This window comes from Micromonospora sp. HM5-17 (assembly GCF_003762835.1).
Lineage (GTDB): Bacteria > Actinomycetota > Actinomycetes > Mycobacteriales > Micromonosporaceae > Plantactinospora.
This window is the reverse complement of the sequence record NZ_RJWA01000001.1, coordinates 37435-56174: the sequence shown is the minus strand read 5'-3', so window position 1 is coordinate 56174 and position 18740 is coordinate 37435. Positions and strand designations below refer to the sequence as shown.

19 protein-coding genes and 1 pseudogene are annotated in these 18740 nt (G+C 70.7%); 4 read left to right on the top strand and 16 right to left on the bottom strand.

All coding sequences use genetic code 11. The features are described from left to right. Nucleotides 1-12: 12 nt before the first annotated feature. The 13 genes from EF879_RS00265 to EF879_RS00205 all read right to left on the bottom strand — a co-directional run bounded on the left by EF879_RS00265 (nucleotide 13) and on the right by EF879_RS00205 (nucleotide 13006). Nucleotides 13-468: a DUF2752 domain-containing protein gene (locus tag EF879_RS00265; protein WP_199736158.1), complete on the bottom strand. Its 456-nt coding sequence runs from the start codon at nucleotides 466-468 to the stop codon at nucleotides 13-15. Beyond that, entirely contained in the window at nucleotides 465-2117 is a 1653-nt protein-coding gene (lnt, locus tag EF879_RS00260) for an apolipoprotein N-acyltransferase (protein WP_123553541.1), read from the bottom strand. Before lnt ends, EF879_RS00265 begins: the two co-directional genes overlap by 4 nt. Then, nucleotides 2114-2905 (bottom strand): cytochrome c biogenesis CcdA family protein, encoded by a 792-nt coding sequence (locus tag EF879_RS00255; protein ID WP_123555120.1) that lies wholly within the window; start codon nucleotides 2903-2905, stop codon nucleotides 2114-2116. Before EF879_RS00255 ends, lnt begins: the two co-directional genes overlap by 4 nt. After that, entirely contained in the window at nucleotides 2898-3509 is a 612-nt protein-coding gene (locus EF879_RS00250) for a TlpA family protein disulfide reductase (protein WP_370375444.1), read from the bottom strand. Before EF879_RS00250 ends, EF879_RS00255 begins: the two co-directional genes overlap by 8 nt. Further along, the gene (locus EF879_RS00245; RefSeq protein WP_123553539.1) at nucleotides 3509-3859 is read right to left on the bottom strand and encodes a helix-turn-helix transcriptional regulator; all 351 of its coding nucleotides are present in this window, start codon (nucleotides 3857-3859) and stop codon (nucleotides 3509-3511) included. The genes EF879_RS00250 and EF879_RS00245 overlap by 1 nt, the downstream gene beginning before the upstream one ends. After that, nucleotides 3856-5475, bottom strand: a complete 1620-nt coding sequence (locus tag EF879_RS00240) for a cytochrome c biogenesis protein ResB (RefSeq protein WP_233604127.1) — start codon at nucleotides 5473-5475, stop codon at nucleotides 3856-3858. The genes EF879_RS00245 and EF879_RS00240 overlap by 4 nt, the downstream gene beginning before the upstream one ends. A 220-nt stretch (nucleotides 5476-5695) precedes the next feature. After that, nucleotides 5696-6295 carry a cation transporter gene (locus EF879_RS00235; RefSeq protein ID WP_123553535.1) on the bottom strand — a complete coding sequence of 200 codons (600 nt, stop codon included), beginning with the start codon at nucleotides 6293-6295 and terminating at the stop codon, nucleotides 5696-5698. Next, nucleotides 6292-8262: a cation-translocating P-type ATPase gene (locus tag EF879_RS00230; RefSeq protein ID WP_123553533.1), complete on the bottom strand. Its 1971-nt coding sequence runs from the start codon at nucleotides 8260-8262 to the stop codon at nucleotides 6292-6294. The genes EF879_RS00235 and EF879_RS00230 overlap by 4 nt, the downstream gene beginning before the upstream one ends. Before the next feature lie 98 nt (nucleotides 8263-8360). Next, complete coding sequence (locus EF879_RS00225; protein ID WP_123553532.1) at nucleotides 8361-9572, bottom strand: sodium:proton exchanger; 1212 nt, start codon at nucleotides 9570-9572, stop codon at nucleotides 8361-8363. 2 nt (nucleotides 9573-9574) lie between these two features. Then, nucleotides 9575-10078: a signal peptidase II gene (locus EF879_RS00220; protein ID WP_199736080.1), complete on the bottom strand. Its 504-nt coding sequence runs from the start codon at nucleotides 10076-10078 to the stop codon at nucleotides 9575-9577. A 20-nt stretch (nucleotides 10079-10098) separates the two neighbouring features. Beyond that, nucleotides 10099-10446 carry a metalloregulator ArsR/SmtB family transcription factor gene (locus EF879_RS00215; protein WP_123553528.1) on the bottom strand — a complete coding sequence of 116 codons (348 nt, stop codon included), beginning with the start codon at nucleotides 10444-10446 and terminating at the stop codon, nucleotides 10099-10101. A gap of 311 nt (nucleotides 10447-10757) precedes the next feature. Next, the gene (locus tag EF879_RS00210) at nucleotides 10758-11465 is read right to left on the bottom strand and encodes a helix-turn-helix transcriptional regulator (protein ID WP_123553526.1); all 708 of its coding nucleotides are present in this window, start codon (nucleotides 11463-11465) and stop codon (nucleotides 10758-10760) included. Next, nucleotides 11462-13006 (bottom strand): DHA2 family efflux MFS transporter permease subunit, encoded by a 1545-nt coding sequence (locus EF879_RS00205; RefSeq protein WP_123553524.1) that lies wholly within the window; start codon nucleotides 13004-13006, stop codon nucleotides 11462-11464. Before EF879_RS00205 ends, EF879_RS00210 begins: the two co-directional genes overlap by 4 nt. 87 nt (nucleotides 13007-13093) lie before the next feature. Here EF879_RS00205 and EF879_RS00200 point away from each other — a divergent pair, with 87 nt between their 5' ends. From EF879_RS00200 to EF879_RS00185, 3 genes are all read left to right on the top strand, one after another. After that, a complete protein-coding gene (locus EF879_RS00200) occupies nucleotides 13094-13468 on the top strand; it encodes a helix-turn-helix transcriptional regulator (protein ID WP_123553522.1) in 375 nt (124 codons plus the stop codon). Beyond that, nucleotides 13468-14112, top strand: a complete 645-nt coding sequence (locus EF879_RS00195; protein ID WP_123553520.1) for a cation transporter — start codon at nucleotides 13468-13470, stop codon at nucleotides 14110-14112. The genes EF879_RS00200 and EF879_RS00195 overlap by 1 nt, the downstream gene beginning before the upstream one ends. 356 nt (nucleotides 14113-14468) lie before the next feature. Beyond that, a complete protein-coding gene (locus tag EF879_RS00185; protein ID WP_123553518.1) occupies nucleotides 14469-15077 on the top strand; it encodes a cadmium resistance transporter in 609 nt (202 codons plus the stop codon). Here EF879_RS00185 and EF879_RS00180 read toward each other — a convergent pair. The 3 genes and pseudogenes from EF879_RS00180 to EF879_RS00170 form a co-directional block, all read right to left on the bottom strand. Continuing rightward, nucleotides 15070-15762, bottom strand: a complete 693-nt coding sequence (locus EF879_RS00180) for a hypothetical protein (RefSeq protein ID WP_148086322.1) — start codon at nucleotides 15760-15762, stop codon at nucleotides 15070-15072. The two genes, EF879_RS00185 and EF879_RS00180, sit on opposite strands and share 8 nt — an antisense overlap. Before the next feature lie 92 nt (nucleotides 15763-15854). Then, nucleotides 15855-16094: pseudogene (locus EF879_RS00175) on the bottom strand (Tn3 family transposase); the annotation flags it as partial. Between the two features lie 242 nt (nucleotides 16095-16336). Continuing rightward, on the bottom strand, nucleotides 16337-16738 hold the full coding sequence (locus EF879_RS00170; protein ID WP_123553514.1) for a MerR family transcriptional regulator: 402 nt from the start codon (nucleotides 16736-16738) through the stop codon (nucleotides 16337-16339). A gap of 63 nt (nucleotides 16739-16801) precedes the next feature. Here EF879_RS00170 and EF879_RS00165 point away from each other — a divergent pair, with 63 nt between their 5' ends. Next, nucleotides 16802-17752, top strand: coding sequence for an alkylmercury lyase family protein (locus tag EF879_RS00165; protein WP_148086321.1), 951 nt, complete (start codon nucleotides 16802-16804; stop codon nucleotides 17750-17752). Nucleotides 17753-18740 lie beyond the last annotated feature (988 nt).

Sequence of the window (18740 nt, the reverse complement as noted above, 5' to 3'; positions counted from 1 at the left end):
TGGGGTTGGTGGTTACTGGATGTCGGTCAGGTGCAGCCCGGTGAACGGCGGCCAGGGCAGATTCCGCGCCACCGCGAACACCAGCCAGGATGCGGCGTAGGTGATCAGCAGCCAGCGGGGTGCCGGCGGGGTGGGTAGGTGTCGCCCGGCGGCCTGGGCGGTCCACCGCGCCCAGGCGTAGATGACGACCGGCACGGCGAGCAGGGCGGGCAGGTGGTGGCGGGCGGCCTGCACGAGGTCGCCGTGCAGCAGGTACCACATCATCCGGGTGCCGCCGCAGGTTGGTCCTTGGGTTCCGGTCAGCGCGGTCCAGAGGCAGGCGCCGCCGGGATCGGGTATCGCATCGGTGGGGTCGTGAGTGAGCACCCATGCGATGGCGGCGGCGAACAGACCGGCCGCGCCGAGTGGAGCGAGCAGAGTGGGTCGGGGTGCGGCGGCTGGGGGACGGCTGGGCGGTACGGCGGTCACGGATCCTCCCGGGCGGCAACGGGGCCGGTCGGTTGCATGGTCGGCCTGGTCGGCCGTCTGTTTGCGCGCCGCAGGTGGCTGGCGGCGATCAACGCTGCGATGACGGCCGCTACGAGCACCCATTCGGGGGCGGCGCCGAGTCGCGTGGCGAGGGTGCGGGTAGCGGCGAGGCGTAGTTCGCGGACGAGAACGGCCTGGGTGTTCATGCTGGTGGCCTGGTGGACGCTGCCGTCGGGGTCGACGAACGCGGAGACCCCTACGGTCGAGGCCATCAACGCGGGACGGCCGTGTTCGACGGCTCGCAGCCGCACCATGGCCAACTGCTGGGTGGCCTCGGCGTAGTTGAAGGTGGCGTTGTTGGTTTGGACGGCCAGGAGCTGGGCGCCGCCGGTGATCGTGTCGCGGACCAGGCTGTCGTAGGCGACCTCGAAGCAGATGACGTCGCCGACGGGGGTTCCGGCGATGGTGAGCACGCCGGGGCGGGTACCGGCGATGAAGTCGGCGCGGACCCGGTCGACCAGGTGGGTGATCCTGCGCACCAGTGTTCGCATCGGTATGTACTCGGCGAACGGCACGGGGTGGCGTTTGACGTAGGTGTCGGCCGGCCCGTCCTGTGGGGTCCACACCAGGCCGGCGTTGCGGACCTTGCCCGGTCCTGGGCCTTGCAGGACGGCGCCGACCAGGATGGGTACGCCGATGGCCCGCGCGGCGGTGTTGATCCGTTCGGCGGCGTCCGGGTTGGTCAGCGGGTCGATGTCGGAGGAGTTTTCCGGCCACACCACCAGGTCGGGGCGTGGCTCGCGCTGCTCGTTCACGGCGTGCGCGAGATTGAGTGTCGCCGTGACGTGGTTGTCGAGCACGGCCCGGCGTTGGGCGTTGAAGTCCAAACCCATGCGGGGCACGTTGCCCTGCACGACGGCTACGACCACGGTTCGGCCGTCGGCGGCGGGCGTGGGCACCAGGGCGCCGAGCCCGATCACCACAACGGCGGCTGCGGTGAGCAGGCTGGCTTGGCTGGCGCGGTGGCGTACCGGGATGTCGATCCGCACGGTGAGCCGCCATATCGCGGTGGCGAGCAGGCCGCCGGCGACGGCGACCGCGAAGGTGACCAGGGGGGCGCCGCCGAACGAGGCCAGTCGCAGCGTCGGAGCGTCGGCTTGGGCGAACGCGAGCCGTCCCCACGGGAAACCACCGAAAGGCGTACGTGAACGCAGTGCTTCCTGCCCGACCCACAGCAGCCCGGTCAGGGGCGGCCACATCCACCACGCGCGGTCGACGAGCGCGCTTGCGTAGGCTGCGGCGGCGCCTTGCAGAGCCAGGTACAGCGCCTGGAGCGCGGCCAGCAGCAGCCATGGCCACCAGCCGACCTGCAGCCCGGTGAAGGACAGCAGCGGGGTGAAGAACACCAGTCCGGTCATCGCGCCTAGCCCGGCGCCTGCCCGGGTGGTGCGGCGGTGCACCGCCACCGCCAGCAGCGCCACCGCGGCGGGGGCAGCCCACCACCAGTTGTAGGGCGGGAACGACATCACCAACGCCAGCCCGGCGAGACCGGCGGCGGCCACGGCCTCGACAGGCGAGAGCCGCCGCCGGAGTACCCACCGGGTCACCGGATCGGGGTTGGCCGGGGGTTGCCGCACCCGCACGTTCATATTCCGACCTGACCGGGGCCGATGGTGGCGCGCAGCCAGATGGTGAACGCCGACCACCACCCGGTCATCAAGGCGACTCCGACCAGGATGAGCAGCAGCCCGCCGGCGCGGGTGATGGCGCGGCTGTGCCGGCGGGCGACGGTGAGGGCGCCGAGTACCCGACGCAGGCCCAGACCGAACAACACGAACGGGGCGCCGAGACCCACGCAGTAGGCGACGGCGAGGACGATCGCCCGGCCGGTGGTGGCGTCAACCGCGGACAGGGCGAGCACCGCGCCCAGTGTGGGGCTCACGCAGGGCACCCATCCGATGCCGAACACCAACCCGAGTATCGGAGCGCCAGCCAGGCCCGGCGCGGGTAGCCGGCGCAGGCGCCGCTCGTACTGGCCCATCGGCACCAGGCCGAGGAAGCTGAGTCCGAGTACGACCGTCAGCGCGCCGGCGACGATTTCCACGGTGCGGGCGTGTACCAGCAGCAGCCTGCCGGCGCCGGCTACCGCGACGGCGGTCAGGATGAACACGACGGTGAACCCGGCGACGAACAGCAGGGTACCGGCGAGCACACGACCCCGGCCTGTTCGACGGGCGGTGAGGACCGGCGCGCTCGCCACCGGGTTGGTGTGGCGGGTCACGTCGTCGCCGGCCATGCCGGTGATGTAGGAGACGTAGCCGGGCACCAGCGGCAGCACGCAGGGGGACAGGAAGCTGACCAACCCGGCCAGGGTGGCTACCCCGACAGCGAGGATCAGCGGCCCGGAGGTCGCCACCTCGGCGAACACGTCACCCACCACTTGTCGGTTCCTCGGCGATCTGGCGTACCAGCGGTTCCAGCTCTCGTTGGGTGACCGCCTTGCGCAGCACCACCGCCACGCGCCCCTGCCGGTCGATGATCAGTGTGGCCGGAATCGTGTTGGGTGACACGTCGGTGAACCCCAACGCGATCTTCCCGGCCGGGTCGAACAGGCTCGGGTACACCTCTCGGCCCTCGACGAACGCGCGGGCCTGGTCCCGCCCGTCGCGGATGTTCACCCCCACGAACCGCACCCCGAGCTTCTCTGTGGCAGCGTGGGTGGCGTTCAGCTCGCCGGCCTCGGCCCGGCACGGCGCGCACCACGATGCCCAGAAGTTCACCACGACGACCTGTCCATCCAGCGTGGTGGTGTCGAGTTGGACCCCGTCGAGCAGCTCACCGGCCAACGTGGGGGCCGGTGCCCGGTCCGCGGCGGCATAGACGACACTCGCGCCCGGCTCTACCCGGCCGGCATCTGCGGCTGACACCACGCCGCTGCCGGACAGGCCGGCGTCGCGGGGCGGCCCGCCGGCGCAGCCGGCTACCGCCACACCCATCGCCGCCAACACTGCCACCCCGCCGAACCACCGGTGTCGGATGATCACAGGTACTGGCTCCCCTGTTCGGCGCACAACGTGACGGGATGCCCGCCGTCGGCGAGCAGTTCCTCCGCGGCGCGCAGCAGGGTGTGCAGGCTGGTCGAGGCCAGCCGGTACCGCACCGAACGGCCCGGACCCGGGCTGCTGGTAACCAGGCCGCAGCTACGCAGACACGCCAGATGCCCGGACACCCCCGACTGGCTGGCCCCGACTGCCCGCACCAGTTCAGTGACGGTGCGCTCCCCGTCGAGCAGGACTGTCAGCAGGGCCAGGCGGGTCGGCTCCGCCAGCCCGTGGAACAGCCGCGCAGCCACCTGCACGTCGGCCCGCGATGCCACCACCGGGATCGTCATGACCGGATGTTATCAGCGAGCGACGATGCTGGTTCGGTGGCCACCTCTTCGACGGTGCTAACAGCTGGCGGTGTGATGTCGGTGGCGTCTCGGGCGGCGGAGGTGATGGTGGTGAATTCGGTACCGAAGGCGGGATGGTCGCTACGCGGCAGGCCGGCGGCGGTGATCTGACACCCGCCCGCGGTGGGGGTGAGCCGGAACCAGAGCCGCCGTCGGCGGACCGTCAGCATCGCGACCAGCCCGGCCATCATGACGATCACGGTGGCCAACACGATCGGCCCGCCTGGGTCGTGGCGGACGGTGATCGCGATCCACCGGCGGGTGCCGACGAACTCGACGGTGCTGCCGTCGTCGAGGGTCCACCGCTCGCCGGGGCGAAGCATCTTCGCCGAGCCAGGCAGCTGCTTGAGCCGGCCATCGTCGAGGGCCCGGCGGGGCACCTCGTACACCGACTGCGGTATGCCGGTCTCCAAACCGAGGTTGCCGCGGTAGGCGGTCAGCAACAGACCCGGCGCGCGTTCGGTGGGATGGGCGGACAGGGCCGGCGGGCCGGAGGCGGGCACCGTCGGTACATAGACTCCGGAGAACGCGGCCTGCGCGTCGGTGGAGCGTTGCCCGGAGCGGGTGTCGGCGTTGGCGTCGGGGTACAGGGCGGCGCCCTCGCTGGTCATCATGCCGTCGATGGGCAGGAACGGGGACACCGAGGTTTGCGCCCGCCCGGCCCGGTCGGTGTAGCGCAGGATCGGCGCGTAACCGTGCCCCAGCAGGTACACGTTCGCCCCGTCCAGCCGCAGCGGTGTGTTCACCTCCAGCAGGTGTCGCCCGTCCTCACCTTGTGGGGTGGACCAGGTGACATCGGCGCGGAAGACGGTGGGCTGCCCATCGTCGAGGAACTCGGCGTCGAAGCGGGCCAGTTCCAGACAGAACCGGGGCAGGTCCGCGGGCTGCAGCCGCGGTCCGAGGCCGTACTCGTCGAACTGCTGCAGGTTCGTGCAGAAGCCGCTGTCCGGGCCGGTGACGAGGATCCGGTTGCCGTACCAGCCCCAGCCGTAGCCGAACGCCACCGCGGCGAGCATCGCCAGCAGCGAGGTGTGGAACAGCAGATTGCCCGTCTCCTTCAGGTAGCCCTTCTCGGCGCAGACCGTCACCTCGCCGCGTTCACCGGTCCGCACCGCAATCCGGTAGCGACGCGACCGCAACAGCGTCCGCAGCCGCTGGGCGGCGTCGTCGGCCGTCGACGCCGAGTCACCGAGTTCGGCGTGGACCGACAATCGGGCGAAGTGCCGAGGCGCCGCCGGTGGACGCCGCCGCAGGGCCGCCACATGCTCCCGCAACCGGGGCAGTACACACCCGACCAGGGAGGTGAACAGCAGCAGGTAGATCGCGGCGAACCAGGGAGACGAGTACACGTCGAAGAAGCCGAACCGGTCCAGCCACCGACTCAGCTGCGGGTTCTCGGCCTGATAGACGTCAACCTGCTCGGTGGCGACGTTGCGCTGCGGCAGCACCGATCCGGGCACGGCCGCGATCGCCAGCAGGAACAACAGCAGCAGCGCCGTGCGCATGCTGGTCAACTGTCGCCACCAACCGCGGGCCGTCGCGGTCAGAAACCTCACACCGCGTCCTGTCACCTGGCCCCTTCCACCGGCGCATTCATCGCTGCTCAGCGACGATAACAGCCGACGACGATGCCAAGTTACGCCGCCCCTGCCGCTCGGCCGGCGGGTTGCAACCTGATGCGAGGTATGGACTCACCCGGCCAGAGCCGCCCGGGCCCAGGCCGAACGTCCACACCGGTTCGTGTGCCGTGGCGAGGACAGGCCCCGGATGACTCGGCTACCGGCCCGATCCGTTGCTGTCGCGCCAGGCGTCGACGCCGGCCTTGCCGGCGACGGCGGCGACGACGAGGGCGGCGGCGGGGTCGGCCCACCACCAGCCGAAGGCGGCGTTGAGGCCGAGCCCAGCGAGTAGGCTGACGGACAGGTAGTTCGACACCCAGGTCTCCTTGGCCTGGGCGAGCACCGCCTCGTTACCGAGTTGCCTGCCAGCGCGGCGCTGCGCCACGGCGACGGGGATCATGACGGCGAGGGCGACCACGTTGAGTCCAATCCCGACCGGGGAGGCGTCTGGCCGTTCCCCACCGATCAGGTCGGAGATGGACCGGTAGGTGACGTAGACGGTCAGGGCGAGGAAGCTGACGGCGATCAGCCGCAGCGCGGGGCGCTGGCGGGCGTGCGGGCCGGCGCGTAGCTGCCAGACGATGACGGCAGCGGCGAAGACCTCGATGACGGAGTCGATGCCGAAGCTGAGCAGGGCGATCGAGCCGGCGGCCAGCCCGGCGGTGACCGCGACCGCTCCCTCGATGACGTCCCAGATGATGATGAGCCAGGCCAGGCGCCGCGCCCGCTGGCGCGGCGCCTGGTCCGGTTCGCTCATCCGACGCCCACGGGGGCGGGTGTCGGGGTATGCGTGGTGGCCGGGGTGGGCAGGGGTTTCAGGGCGCGGGCACGGCCGGCGCGGACCCCGTTGGCGATGATGACCACCTCGGCGACCTCGTGGACGGCGACGACGGCGGCCAGTCCGAGCACGCCGAGCAGAGCCAGCGGCATCAGCCCGATGATGATCGCCAGGGAGAGCCCGACGTTCTGCAGCATGATCGCTCTGGCGCGGCGGGCGTGGCCGAGGGCCTGGGGCAAGTGGCGCAGGTCCTCGCCCATGAGGGCGACGTCGGCGGTCTCGATGGCCACGTCGGTGCCCATGGCGCCCATGGCGATGCCGAGGTCGGCGGTGGCCAGGGCGGGGGCGTCGTTGACCCCGTCGCCGACCATCGCCGTGCGCCGGCGGGCACGCAAGGCGTCGATGATACGGGCTTTGTCCTCGGGGCGCAGGTCGGCGTGCACGTCGGTGATGCCGGCCTGGGCGGCGAGGGCGGTGGCGGTGGCGGGGTTGTCGCCGGTGAGCATGGACAGGTGGTAGCCGTCGCGGCGGAGCCGGTCGACGACCTCGGCGGCTTCCGGACGTAGTTCGTCGCGTACGGCGATCGCGCCGATGACGGTGCCGTCGTCCTCGACCAGCACGGCGGTGGCGCCGGCGTGCTGCATCCGCTGCACGGTGTCGGCCAGGTCGCCCGGGTGCAGCCAGCCGGGTCGGCCGAGCCGGACGCTGCGACCGTCGACGGTGCCGGTGAGTCCGGCGCCGGTGACGGCTTCGACATCGCTGGCCGGTTGGGGGGTGTCGACGGCGGCGAGGATGGCCCGGGCGAGGGGGTGTTCGCTGCGGGCCTCCAGCGCCGCCGCGACGTAGAGAACCTGCTCGCGGGTGGCGCCGGCGGTGGTGGCGACGTCGATGACGACGGGCTGGTTGCGGGTCAGGGTGCCGGTCTTGTCCAACGCGACGCCGCGGATGGTGCCGAGGGCTTCCAGGGCGGCGCCGCCCTTGACCAGTACGCCGAGGCGGCTGGCGGCGCCGACCGCGGCGACCACGGTGACCGGCACGGAGATCGCCAGCGCGCATGGGGAGGCCGCGACCAGCACCACCAGCGCGCGTTCGATCCATGTGCCCGGGTCGCCGAACATGCTGCCGATCGCGGCGATCAGCGCGGCGGCGATCATGATGCCCGGTACGAGGGGTTTGGCGATCCGGTCGGCGATCCGCTGGCTGGCGCCCTTGCGAGCCTGTTCGGCCTCGACGATGCGCACGATCCGGGCCAGCGAGTTGTCCTCGGCGGTGCTGGTGACCTCGACGTCGAGCACACCGGTGCCGTTGATGGATCCGGCGTAGACGGTGCTGCCGGGCTGCGCCTCGACCGGCATCGACTCGCCGGTGATGGCCGAGACGTCCAGGGCGGTGCGACCGGTGCGGATGATCCCGTCGGTGGCGATCCGCTCACCCGGACGCACGATCATGACGTCGCCGACGCGAAGTTGCGCGGGGGCGATGCTGCGTTCGACACCGTCGCGGCGAACGGTCGCCTCTGCCGGCACCAGGGCGAGCAGGGCGCGCAAGCCGCGGCGGGTCCTCGCCAGGGAGTACTCCTCCAGACCTTCGCTGATCGAGTACAGGAAGGCGAGCATGGCGGCCTCGCCGACCTCGCCGAGGACGACGGCGCCGGCGGCAGCGATCGTCATCAGCGTCCCGACGCCGATCTTGCCTCGACGCAGACGGCGCAGGGTGGAGGGCACGAACGTCCACGCCCCGACCGCCAGGGCCACCGCCTGCAGGCCGAGTTCGACGTATCGGGGGGCGTCCAGCCAGCCGGCGATCAGGCCGGCCACCAGCAGCACACCGGCGACGGCGGCGGCACGCAGCTCGCTGACCTCCCAGAGCCGTTCCGGCTCGTGTTCCTCTTCTTCGCCGTCGGCGGGGGTGGGCTTGTCGTCGTCGCAGCCGCAGGCGTCGCTCATCGGGCACCTGCCAGATGCCGCGACACACCGGTGTGTCCAGATGCCGCCGCCTGGCGACGGCGATGAGGGCTGTGCACGATGTCGGTCTCCGTTCCGTGTTAAAGGGCTTTGATCAGGTCGGGCAGGTGCCGGCGCTGCCGGACGAGCAGCACGATGGCCAGAACGGTGTAGGCCACGGCGATCATGTAGCGGATGTTCTCGGCGGGCAGGGCGAACTGCGCGGCGAACAGGCCGAACAGCAGGGCGGCCTCACCGCCGGTCAGACGCAGGTCGGCCAGCACGGCGACGCCGAGCAGCGTCTGCGCGGTGGTCAGTACCAGTTCCTCGGTTTGCCGGGCGTCCAGCGGCAGCCCGGCGAACTCGCCGCCGCCGAGGTAGAAGGCCAGCGGTAGGCAGGCGATCAGGAGGGTCCACTGGTTGAGTTTCGCGGCGAGCAGGGCGCCCATGCCGTCATCGGCCCGCCCGCGCAGCGCGAAGGTGACCGCGACGATCACCTCGGGGGCTTCGGAGGCGATCGGGGCCAGCCACTGCACCAGCAGGAACTCGTCGATTCCCAGGTCGGCGCCGGCGCGTACGAGGGAGTCGCCGAACGGCTCCGCGGCGGCGAGGACGACGATGCCGGCAGCGGCGAACAGCGCCACGACGAGGCCGCGGCGACGGCGGGTGGGTTGCGCGGCGACAGTGGCGGCGACCCCGGTCAGTTCCTCCTCGCTCTCCTCCCCACCGCGGATGCGCCACAAATAGAGGCCGAACAGCCCGCCCAGCACCAGACTGTCGTACCAGGCCAGCCGGCCGGTCAGCGGGATGACCAGGGCATAGACGGTCGCCGCGGCCAGGAAGACGATCTCGGTGCGTCGGTGCGGTGCTAGAGCCACGGCGCTACGGTCACCGCGCAGCCTGCGGCGCCGGACCGCGTAGATCGCGAAGGCGACCAGCAGCGGCCAGGCCACACCGATCAGCAGCCGGTTCGCGCCGGTCATGTTCGCGGTGGCGTAGGCGGCGTAGTGCGGGTTGTGTCCGGCGGTGTAGGCGAAGTAGATGTCGACCGCGTACTCGGGCAGGATCGCCACCAAAGCGAGGATGGCCAGGGCCAGGCTGCCGGAGATGTCGACCCGGGCCGCCTCGGCGGCCCACATCAGCAACGCCACGGCGGCCAGCACCGCCACGCCGAACACCAGCATGGCCGCCACCGGCGCCGACTCGACGCCGGCCAGCCGCGCCGCCACGGCGGGGGCCGCGACCACGCCCGCAATCGCGATACGGGCCGCCGCGCCGCGGCCGGTGACCGTGGTCTCGATCCGCCCAGTCACGGCTACCCCCGCTGCCCCATACCCGCGTCGGTCGCCTCAACCCCACTGGGCGGTGCCGCCACGACGGGCACATTGCGCAGACTCAGCACGACCGCGATCGCGACCCCACACACCAGCGCACTGTCGGCCAAGTTGAACGTCGGCCACCAGGTCAGGTGCAGGAAATCCACCACGTGGCCACGTCCAGGTCCGGGGGAGCGAAACAGCCGGTCGACCAGGTTTCCGGCCGCGCCTCCAGCGATCAATCCCAACCCGATCGCCCAACCCCGGTGAGTGACCCGACGCCCGTACCAGCCGATCCCGGCAACCACCGCCACCGCGAGCACGGTGAACACCGCCGTGAAGTCGGTGCCGATCGAGAAGGCCGCACCCGGATTCCGAGTCAGCCGCAGCGTCATCCCACCAACGAGATCAACCGACCTGCCGGGCAGCCACGCCACCGCCGCCGACTTCGACGCCACATCCACCAGCAGCGCGACGCCGGCCGCCCCGACAAGCCACCCCACCCGCCGACTCGGCGTGCCGGTCACTGACCGGTCTCGCCGTAGACGGGGCACAACGCCACCTGGTCACCGGCAGCCGCCAGCACACCCTCAGCGGCGGCGAGCAGGTCCAACAGCTCCATCCGGCTCAGGAAATAGAACGACTGCCGACCCACCGCCCGGTAGTCGACCAGGCCACAGTCACGCAGGCAGGCCAGATGCGCCGACACCGTCGACTGCGCCCACCCCAACTCCCGCACCAGATCCACCACCCGGGCCTCGCCTGCCGCCAACCGGCGCAGGATCGCCAACCGCGTCGGGTCAGCCAACCCCCGGAACAGCGCCGCCGCCGGCGCCAGCGCCGCCCGGTCCATCTCATGCGTCATCGCCATAACGCGATGATACCGCACCTCCCAATTTGAATCGCTTGATCCCGATCACATCCGGTCAAAGCGATGTAGTCAGGGCTGCTTGGCGCTCACCTGGAGGTTGTGATGACGCGCTCGCCCGACCCGCGTCGATGGGCTGCCCTCGCGGCGCTCGTCTTCGCCGTGATCGTCCCGTACCGACCTGTCCGGCGCCCTGCTGTCCACCGCCGGCCTGGTCGCCCTCGTCTACGGCATCATCGAGGGACCCGGCCGGGGATGGGCCAATCCGCTGGTGCTCGCGGCCCTGGGTCGGTGTGCCTTGAACGGATTCGCTGCTAGGGCCGCCACCCGGCGGCGTGGAGCGCTTCGGTGGGGGTGATGCCGAACATTGCTCGGAAGGTGCGGGACAGGTGGGCGCTGTCGGCGAAGCCGGCGTCGTGGGCGGCCTGGGTGAGGGTGGCGCCGGCACGCACGGCCTGGATGGCGTCCAGCAGGCGGGTCCAGCGACGCCAGGACGGATAGGTGAGGCCGAGTTGGCCGGCGAACAGGTGTCCGAGCCGGCTGGCGGAGATTCCGACTTGGGCGGCGACGTCCGTCAACCCGGCACGCCCCGCGTGCGTGCCGGGTCGCAGGGCGCGGGCCAAGCCGGGGTGCAACGGAGCGGGGTGCGGCGCGGGTGCCGGTCTGGTGGCCGCGATCCAGGTCCGGACCTGTCGCGGGTCGGTCCCGACGTGCGTAACGCGGGCGGCGGCAGCCCGGCCCGCCGGCCCGGCCGGGTCCAGCAGGGCGAGTAGGCCGGTTGTACCGGGTTCGGCGAGGACCTCGTGACGGGTCTGGGTAGGGATGATCGCTGCGCGTACGCGCTGTTCCTCGCCCTGATCGTCACGGAGGATCACCTCGCCGGTGGTGATGATGAGCAGTTGGAGACAGGTGTGCCGGTGCGGCGCGGCGGATCCGATCTCGCCGGTGAACGCGAGCCGTCCGGGAGCGATGTCCACCGTGCCCGACCACCGCGCCGTCGTCGGTGTGACGGTGTGGGTCACCGGCTGCCGTCCGGGGCGAGCTGTTCCGGCCGGGAGACCTCGTCGTTGTTGGTGGTCGCTTGGGCCGGTCGGCCGGGCAGGAGCAGGGCGGTGAGGACGGCGCTGGCCAGGGCGAGGCCGGCGGTGGCGACGAGGACGAGAGTCATGCCGTGCAGGTAGGCGGTCTTCGCGGCGTCGGCCAGGGCCGGGTTCGCGAGTTGGCCGGCAACGGCCAACGCCCCGGCGATCGAATCCTGGGCGGTGTCGGCGGCGGGTGCGGGCAGGCCGGTGGTGTCGAGGCGGTCGGTGTAGCCCTGGGCGAGGAGACTGCCCAGCAGCGCGACGCCGAGCGCCCCGCCGACCTGCCGCAGCGTCATGGTGATCGCGGTGCCGGAGCCGGAACGCTCAGGCGGCAGGGCACCGAGGACGGCGTCCATCGCCGGGGACAGGGCCATGCCGATCCCCAGGCCGACCGCCGCGAGCCAGCCGGCCACGAACCCGTACCCGCTGCCGGCGTTTGTGGTGGCACCGGCGGCGAGGCCGGCGGCGAGGATCAGCAGCCCGAGCGCGACCGGGCCGCGGTAGCCGGTCCGAGCGGCGAAGCGTTCCCCGACCGGTGCGCCGACGACCAGGCCGCCGATCAGCGGCAGCAGCCGCAGACCGGTGCCGAACGCGTCGTAGCCGACCACGAGTTGCAGGTACTGCGGGACGACGAACAGCATGCCGAGCAGCCCGAACGTGACCAGCACCCCGGCGACACTGCCCCACAGGAACTGCGGCCGGGCGAACAACCGCAGATCGATCATCGGCTGCGCGGCACGTAGTTCCCACCAGACGAACCCCGCCAACAGCACGGCCGCGCCGCCGAGCACACCGAGCACGACAGGGTCACTCCACCCTCTACCGGGAGCCTCGATCAACCCGTAGACCAGCATGCCAAGGCCCCCGATTGACAAGGCACTACCGGGCAGGTCCGGACGTGGCGGCTTGGGGTCGCGGGACTCTGGCAGGAGCAGCCCGATGGCGGCCAACGCGATCACGACCATCGGGACGTTGATCAGGAAGATCGAGCCCCACCAGAAGTGTTCGAGCAGGTACCCGCCGATCAGCGGCCCCAGCGGGATCCCCACACCGGTGCCGACGACCACCACCGCGACAGCCTTGGGCCGCTCAGCAGGCGGGAACAGTGCCGGCAGGACCGCGAACGCGACCGGCATGATGATCGCCCCACCCACACCCATCACCGCACGGGCGGCGATCACCAGCCCGGCCGTGTCGGCCCAGGTCGCCGCCGCCGAGGCGACACCGAACAGCAGCAGACCGATCAGCAGCAGCCGCTTACGCCCGTACCGGTCACCCAACGCGCCGCAGGTGAGCATCAACCCGGCCAACACCAGCACGTAGGCGTTCACCATCCACTGCAACCCGTCGGTACCGACGGACAACTCGCCGGCGATTGTCGGTAGCGCCACGTTCATGATCGTGATGTCGAAACCGAGTGTCAGTGCGGCGAGCACGAGCGCGGACAGGGCCCACCAGCGCCGGCCGTCTACCTCCGTCATGGCCATCCTCCATTCCCTCGAATCAACGTCGCCAGTCGCTATCAACGACGATTGGCGATGATAGGAAGGTGACGCTATCATCGCCGCATGGCGATGAGAAGTAGTGCGGTGCCGGCCCGGCCCGGCGAAGAGTTGATGCCGGCGGCGGCCCTGTTCCGAGGACTGGCCGACCCGACCCGGTTGGCGATCGTGCGCCGCCTCGCCAACGGGGAGGCCCGGGTCGTGGACCTCACCGGCGAACTCGGCCTGGCGCAGTCGACCATCTCCGCGCACCTGGCCTGCCTGCGAGACTGTGGCCTGATCATCGGCCGCCCCGAAGGCCGGCAGATGTTCTACGCCCTGGCCCGTCCTGAACTGCTCGACCTGCTCACCGCCGCCGAAGGACTCCTGGCCGCCACCGGGCAGCAGGTCGCTCTCTGCCCCACCTACGGCACCGCAGCCGGCTGCGAGGGCACCTGCTGATGAGCGCCACCGCCCTGCCAGACGTCACCGGCCGTCCCGCCCGCCGCGCCGTCCGCTACGCCCGGTTCACCATCGGCTACAACCTCATCGAAGGCGTCATCGCCGTCGCCTCCGGCCTGGCCGCGTCCGCGATCTCCCTGGTCGGCTTCGGTATCGACTCCGGCATCGAAGTCGCCGCCGCCGCGGTCGTGCTCACCCGACTCACCGCCGAAATCCGCGGCGGTGAGCCCGACGAGGCCAAGGAACGCCGGGCGTTGAAGTTCATCGCCCTGACCTTCTTCGCCCTCGCAACCTATGTCACCGTCGAAGGCATCCGCGACCTGATCATCGGCGAAGCCCCCGACACCAGCGTCGTCGGTATCGTCCTCACCGGCGCTTCCATCATCATCATGCCGTGGCTGGCGCACGCCAAACGCAAAGCTGGCCAGCAGATGGGCTCCCGGCTCGTCATCGCCGACGCCGCGGAAACCAAACTCTGCGCCTGGCTGTCCGTCTCCACCTTCGCCGGCCTGCTCGCCTTCGCCCTGCTCGGCTGGACCTGGCTCGACCCCATCGCCGGCTTCATCATCGCCGGCTTCGCCATCTGGGAAGGCAAAGAAGCCTGGGAAGGCGAACTCGTCGAAGACGATGACGATGACGATTGAGCGCGTCGAGTCAACCTGCCTGCCGGTGGGGCCGTCCGTAGTTTCCGGACCAAGAACAACGGTAAGGATCAGCGGCGTCGACGGCGGTTCGTGTCGTCGTTCTCGGTGGTGATCCGGGCGGCGGTGTCCTCGCCGAGGTGGACGTAGAGGCGAGGGTGGCGAGGTGCCGGCGGCGGGACTTGACCTGGAGTTCTGCGGCGGTGCGGCCGTGGCCGGCGAGGTGGGTTAGTTCGAGGGCGACGGATCAGGATGTGTGCGAGCAGTCTGCGCGTGGAGATGCGCCGGCCGGCGCGGCCGACGGCAGATGCCCGCTGGGGTGATCGGGGTTGGGGGCGAGGACCGTACAGTGCGCAACCGTGGGAGATCTTCTCGGCACGCTCGCGGCTGCGGCCGTGGTGTTCGCCGGCACGAACGTTGACGACCTCATCGTGCTGACCGTGCTGTTCCTGTCCGCGCGGGCCGCCGGCAAGCCACGGCAGTGGCAGGTCTGGGCTGGGCAGTACGCCGGGATCGCCGTGCTGGTGGCCGTCTCCGCGCTGGCCGCGATCGGCCTGACGATCGTGCCGGATGCGTGGGTAGGGCTACTCGGGCTGGTCCCGTTCGCGCTCGGCGTCCGAGGGCTGATCACCGCGATCCGGGCCCGCGGCGACGACGAGCCGCCCGCCCCCGCGGCGGCGGCCGGGCTGCTGTCGGTGGCCGGGGTGACGATCGCCAACGGCGCCGACAACATCTCCGTCTACACGCCGCTGTTCCGTACGATCGGCCCCGCCGACAGCCTCATCACCATCGCCGTGTTCACCGCCGGCGTGGCGGTGTGGTGTCTGGCCGGTTCCTGGCTCGGCTCCCACCGCTCGGTCATCGCCGTCGTGCAGCGCTTCGGGCACTGGATCGTGCCTGCAGTGTTCATGCTGATCGGCGCCGTCATCGTCATCGAGTCCGGAGTCGCGCACCGACTGCTCAGCTGACCTGGCCGACGTCGCGGCCCGCTTCTGGTGTTTGCGCCGGGCGGGCTTCACGCGCTCCGGGAGGCCGTCGAGGGTGAGCGCGCCGGCGCGGCAGCGCACGATTGCGCACCAGCGCCCACCAGGTCACGGGCGCGCCGACGGCGGTCGGCAGGAACCAGAACGCCAGCGGTGGCAGCCGATCCCATACCGGTAGCTGCGGACCGTTGTCGATGTAGAAGCCAGTCAACAGAGCGATGAAGGCGCCACTCATCGCCACGCCGTGCCACAACCGCCACCGCCGCCCGCGCCGCCGCCGCGCCCGCCAACCCACCGCCACGAGTACCGCGGTGAGCGTGGCGACCGCCAGCAGGTGCCAGTTCTCCCGCCAGCGAACAGCCGCCATAACCGCCGCGGTGACCACGATGACGGCGACCGCGACGGCGAACACGACACCCGCCCGTGGGTGCCGACCCCGCCGCTTCGGCGCCAGCGCCGCCACGGTGCCCGCGACCACAGCCACCACACCCGCCGGGATGTGCACGGTCAGAGCGGCCAGGAACACCGGCCCAGCATCAGGTACCTCGATGCCGAACACCGTCAGCGCGACCGCCTGCTCGCTCACGCCCCCCATCCGACGCTCACACCGGTCGAACGTCAATCCCCACGGGCTGCCAACCGCGCCCGAGCGGCACTGGCTCATGATCAACCGCCAACCGCCAACCGCCAACCGCCAACCGGCACGCCGAAGTCCTCCCTGAACCGACCCGGTGGTTCAGTCGGCGGCGGGTCCGGCCGTGGGCGCAGGGGCCGGTAGCCGCCGGCGTCGAGCTGGGCGAGTTCGCCGTCGATGTCGACCGTATGGGTGCCGTAGAAATGCACGGTCTCGTGGTGGGCCGGCCAGATGTGCGCCAACACCTCGTCATCGACCTGGCGGCCGTCCCGGCGTAGCGCCCCGATTGCGAGGCCGTGGTACTCCGTCGACCAGCACACGATCGCGTTCGTCGCCAGGATCAGGCAGCACATCTGCGAACAGCGCTGGCCGTCCCAACCCCATCGCCCTCGCCGGCCTAGCCGCCGCGATTATCGGCGTCCAACTCCAAGTCCGCCGGATCGAAGAGCCCTACCTCCGCCGCACACACGGCGATGGCTACCACCGCTACGCCGCCCGGGTCGGCCGGTTCATACCCGGACTCGGCAAGCTGCCGACCCGCGCGGGGCGCACCTGGTCACGATGACTTCCGCCTAGCTACGGACTCGCGCGCAGGAAGAGCCCAGGTTGATCAGCTCGCAGATGCCGGGAGTACTTCGGCCAGCAATGGACACCGTCGGTCCGGGCGCGGGCGTTGGCAGGTGCCGACGAGCTGCCCGAGGGCGGCGCGCATCGCCGTGAGGTAGGCGATCTTCTGGCTGATCTGGTCGATCTTCGCTTCGGCAAGGTCGCGCACGGCGTCGCAGTCGTCCGGGCCACCCGCCGCCAAGTGCAGCATCCCGTCAATGTCGTCGAGGCTGAAGCCGAGTTGCTGGACATGCCTGATGAACCGGACCACCGCCACCGCCTCGAGCGGGTAATCGCGGTAGCCGCCCGACGTCCTCGCCGGCGTGGGCAGCAATCCTCGACGCTCGTAGAAGCGCAGCGCCTCGACAGTAACTCCGGTGGCTTCTGCCACCTGCCCGATCCGCATACCCCCAGCATCCCCGCCCCGGGCCTTGACCCTGAAGCCAGATACAGGGTTCACACTGGTCTAGTGACAGTCGAGCTTCGTTCCGTACCTGATTGTCCGAACCTCGGCCCGGTCCGGCAGGCGCTGTACGCGGCGCTGGCCGACGTCGGACTACCTCCGGTGGTCACCGAACACGTCGGGGACTACCCCTCCCCGACGGTCCTGATCAACGGCGTGGACGTGATGGGCGGCACTGGCGACGGCCCGGCCGCGTGCCGACTGGACCTCCCCACCAGCGAACAGATCCGCGACGCCCTACGCCGCGCGATCACCGTCGAACCCGTCACCAATACCGCGACCCGGCTCGACCTTGTCGACTGCTGCGCTCCACCGGGCAACGCCATACGGACCGACCGGCCCCGCCACGCTCAGCACCTCCCTCCAGGATTGCGGCAGGTACACCAGGCGATCCTGCGGCACTTTGCCGCCACCGGGACCGCCCCCACCTACGCCGACCTCCGCCCCGTCGCCGACGCGGCCGGCATGAAGACCGCGGAGACACTGCGGGAACTCGCCCGCCACGACCTGATCGCCGCCAATCAGGCTGGACGACTGGTCGCGGCCTACCCGTTCTCCCCGACACCGACCCCCCACCGGGTGTCACTCGGAAACGTCGACACGTACGCGATGTGCGCCATCGACGCGCTGGGCATGCCGTTCATGTTGCGCACCAACGCGGTGATCACCTCCACCGATCCGCACACCGGGCAACCGGTCCACGTCACCATCGCCAACAGTGCCGCCACCTGGCAGCCAACCGAGGCAGTGGTCGTGTACGCGGCCATCAGCGCCGCCGGCCGATCCGTGGACACCTGCTGCTCCACCATCAACTTCTTCACCAACGCCTCCGCCGCCCGCGCGTGGATCAGCGCCCACCCCAGCCTGGCCGCCACCATCCTCAACCAGGACCAGGCCGTCACGCTCGGCCGCGACATCTTCGAACCGCTGCTTCTCGGGGCACAACCACCCGAGTGATACGGACGGCCAAAGATCCGAACCTCCGAGACTCTGACGATGATCGACTCGTTCCGGCAGTAACCGGCTGAAACCGTCGGCCCTCCCGCCACAGGAACCCGCGCAGTTCGAATTTGCGCTCCTGCCAGTCACAGGCGGGCCGGTGGGGTACCGAGTCCCGATGGTGGTGGGTCCAGTCAGGATCTGGCGTGATCGATCTGGCCAGACATGCTGTCAGCCAGCCTGGCGCAGATCCGATCCAGGCTCGGGTAATGCCGGTCGGCGTGGTCGTTGCGGGCACGCCACCACGCCCGGTCGATACTCAGCCCTCGGTCTTGAACGCTCCCGGGCCGGTAGCCAGGCGCTGATCGGCGGTGTGGAGCGAATAGGTGCTCTCCGTGGGTGAGCTTGATCCACACCAGGGCAGAAGCGGTGTTGCGTTTGCGGTCGCCGTAGTCAGCGCGGTCGGCTCCCACCCCACCAGCGGCACCGAGCCCAGGTTCCTCACCGGCGACACCATATCGGACCCGCACCTCCGCCACGCGGCCGTCCACCGCCTAGACCAGCCCGCCTCCAACAGCAATTGGCTCTGTGGGCCGTCGAGATCTGGACCATCCACACACAGGTGGAAGACACTGCACGACGACGACAGCACTCTCGCCGCAGCCGGCAAGGCTGCGCGAGAGATCCTCACCGGTCTATCAGACATGTCAGGCCCATCGCGCGATCGTGAGCATCACACACATCCAGGCCACCCGCCCTGTCGCCGCATGTGGCCAACTAACCCTCGCACCAATGGCCAATGGACCGCTGCAGATCAGGACGCTGCTACCGGTCAACGCACCGGGGCTGGCCAACTAACGGTCGCCGTCACAGCCGTGACCAGGTAGGACACCGCAGAATGCCAGGTTCGCCCCCCGTGCGGCCAGGTGTCTCGTTTGGCGGGTCGCACGGCCGGTCCGTCGTTCATTTCCGGAGGTCGTCTACCTTGCGCGCTGACGTAGGTGCC

Bases quoted from the DNA above. Each gene is read 5' to 3' on its own strand.
- EF879_RS00230 (WP_123553533.1), bottom strand. From the start codon at position 8,262: ATGAGCGACGCCTGCGGCTGCGACGACGACAAGCCCACCCCCGCCGAC.
- EF879_RS00235 (WP_123553535.1), bottom strand. From the start codon at position 6,295: ATGAGCGAACCGGACCAGGCGCCGCGCCAGCGGGCGCGGCGCCTGGCC.
- EF879_RS00200 (WP_123553522.1), top strand. From the start codon at position 13,094: ATGGCGATGAGAAGTAGTGCGGTGCCGGCCCGGCCCGGCGAAGAGTTG.
- EF879_RS00195 (WP_123553520.1), top strand. From the start codon at position 13,468: ATGAGCGCCACCGCCCTGCCAGACGTCACCGGCCGTCCCGCCCGCCGC.
- EF879_RS00215 (WP_123553528.1), bottom strand. From the start codon at position 10,446: ATGGCGATGACGCATGAGATGGACCGGGCGGCGCTGGCGCCGGCGGCG.
- EF879_RS00205 (WP_123553524.1), bottom strand. From the start codon at position 13,006: ATGACGGAGGTAGACGGCCGGCGCTGGTGGGCCCTGTCCGCGCTCGTG.
- EF879_RS00170 (WP_123553514.1), bottom strand. From the start codon at position 16,738: ATGCGGATCGGGCAGGTGGCAGAAGCCACCGGAGTTACTGTCGAGGCG.
- lnt (WP_123553541.1), bottom strand. From the start codon at position 2,117: ATGAACGTGCGGGTGCGGCAACCCCCGGCCAACCCCGATCCGGTGACC.
- EF879_RS00245 (WP_123553539.1), bottom strand. From the start codon at position 3,859: ATGACGATCCCGGTGGTGGCATCGCGGGCCGACGTGCAGGTGGCTGCG.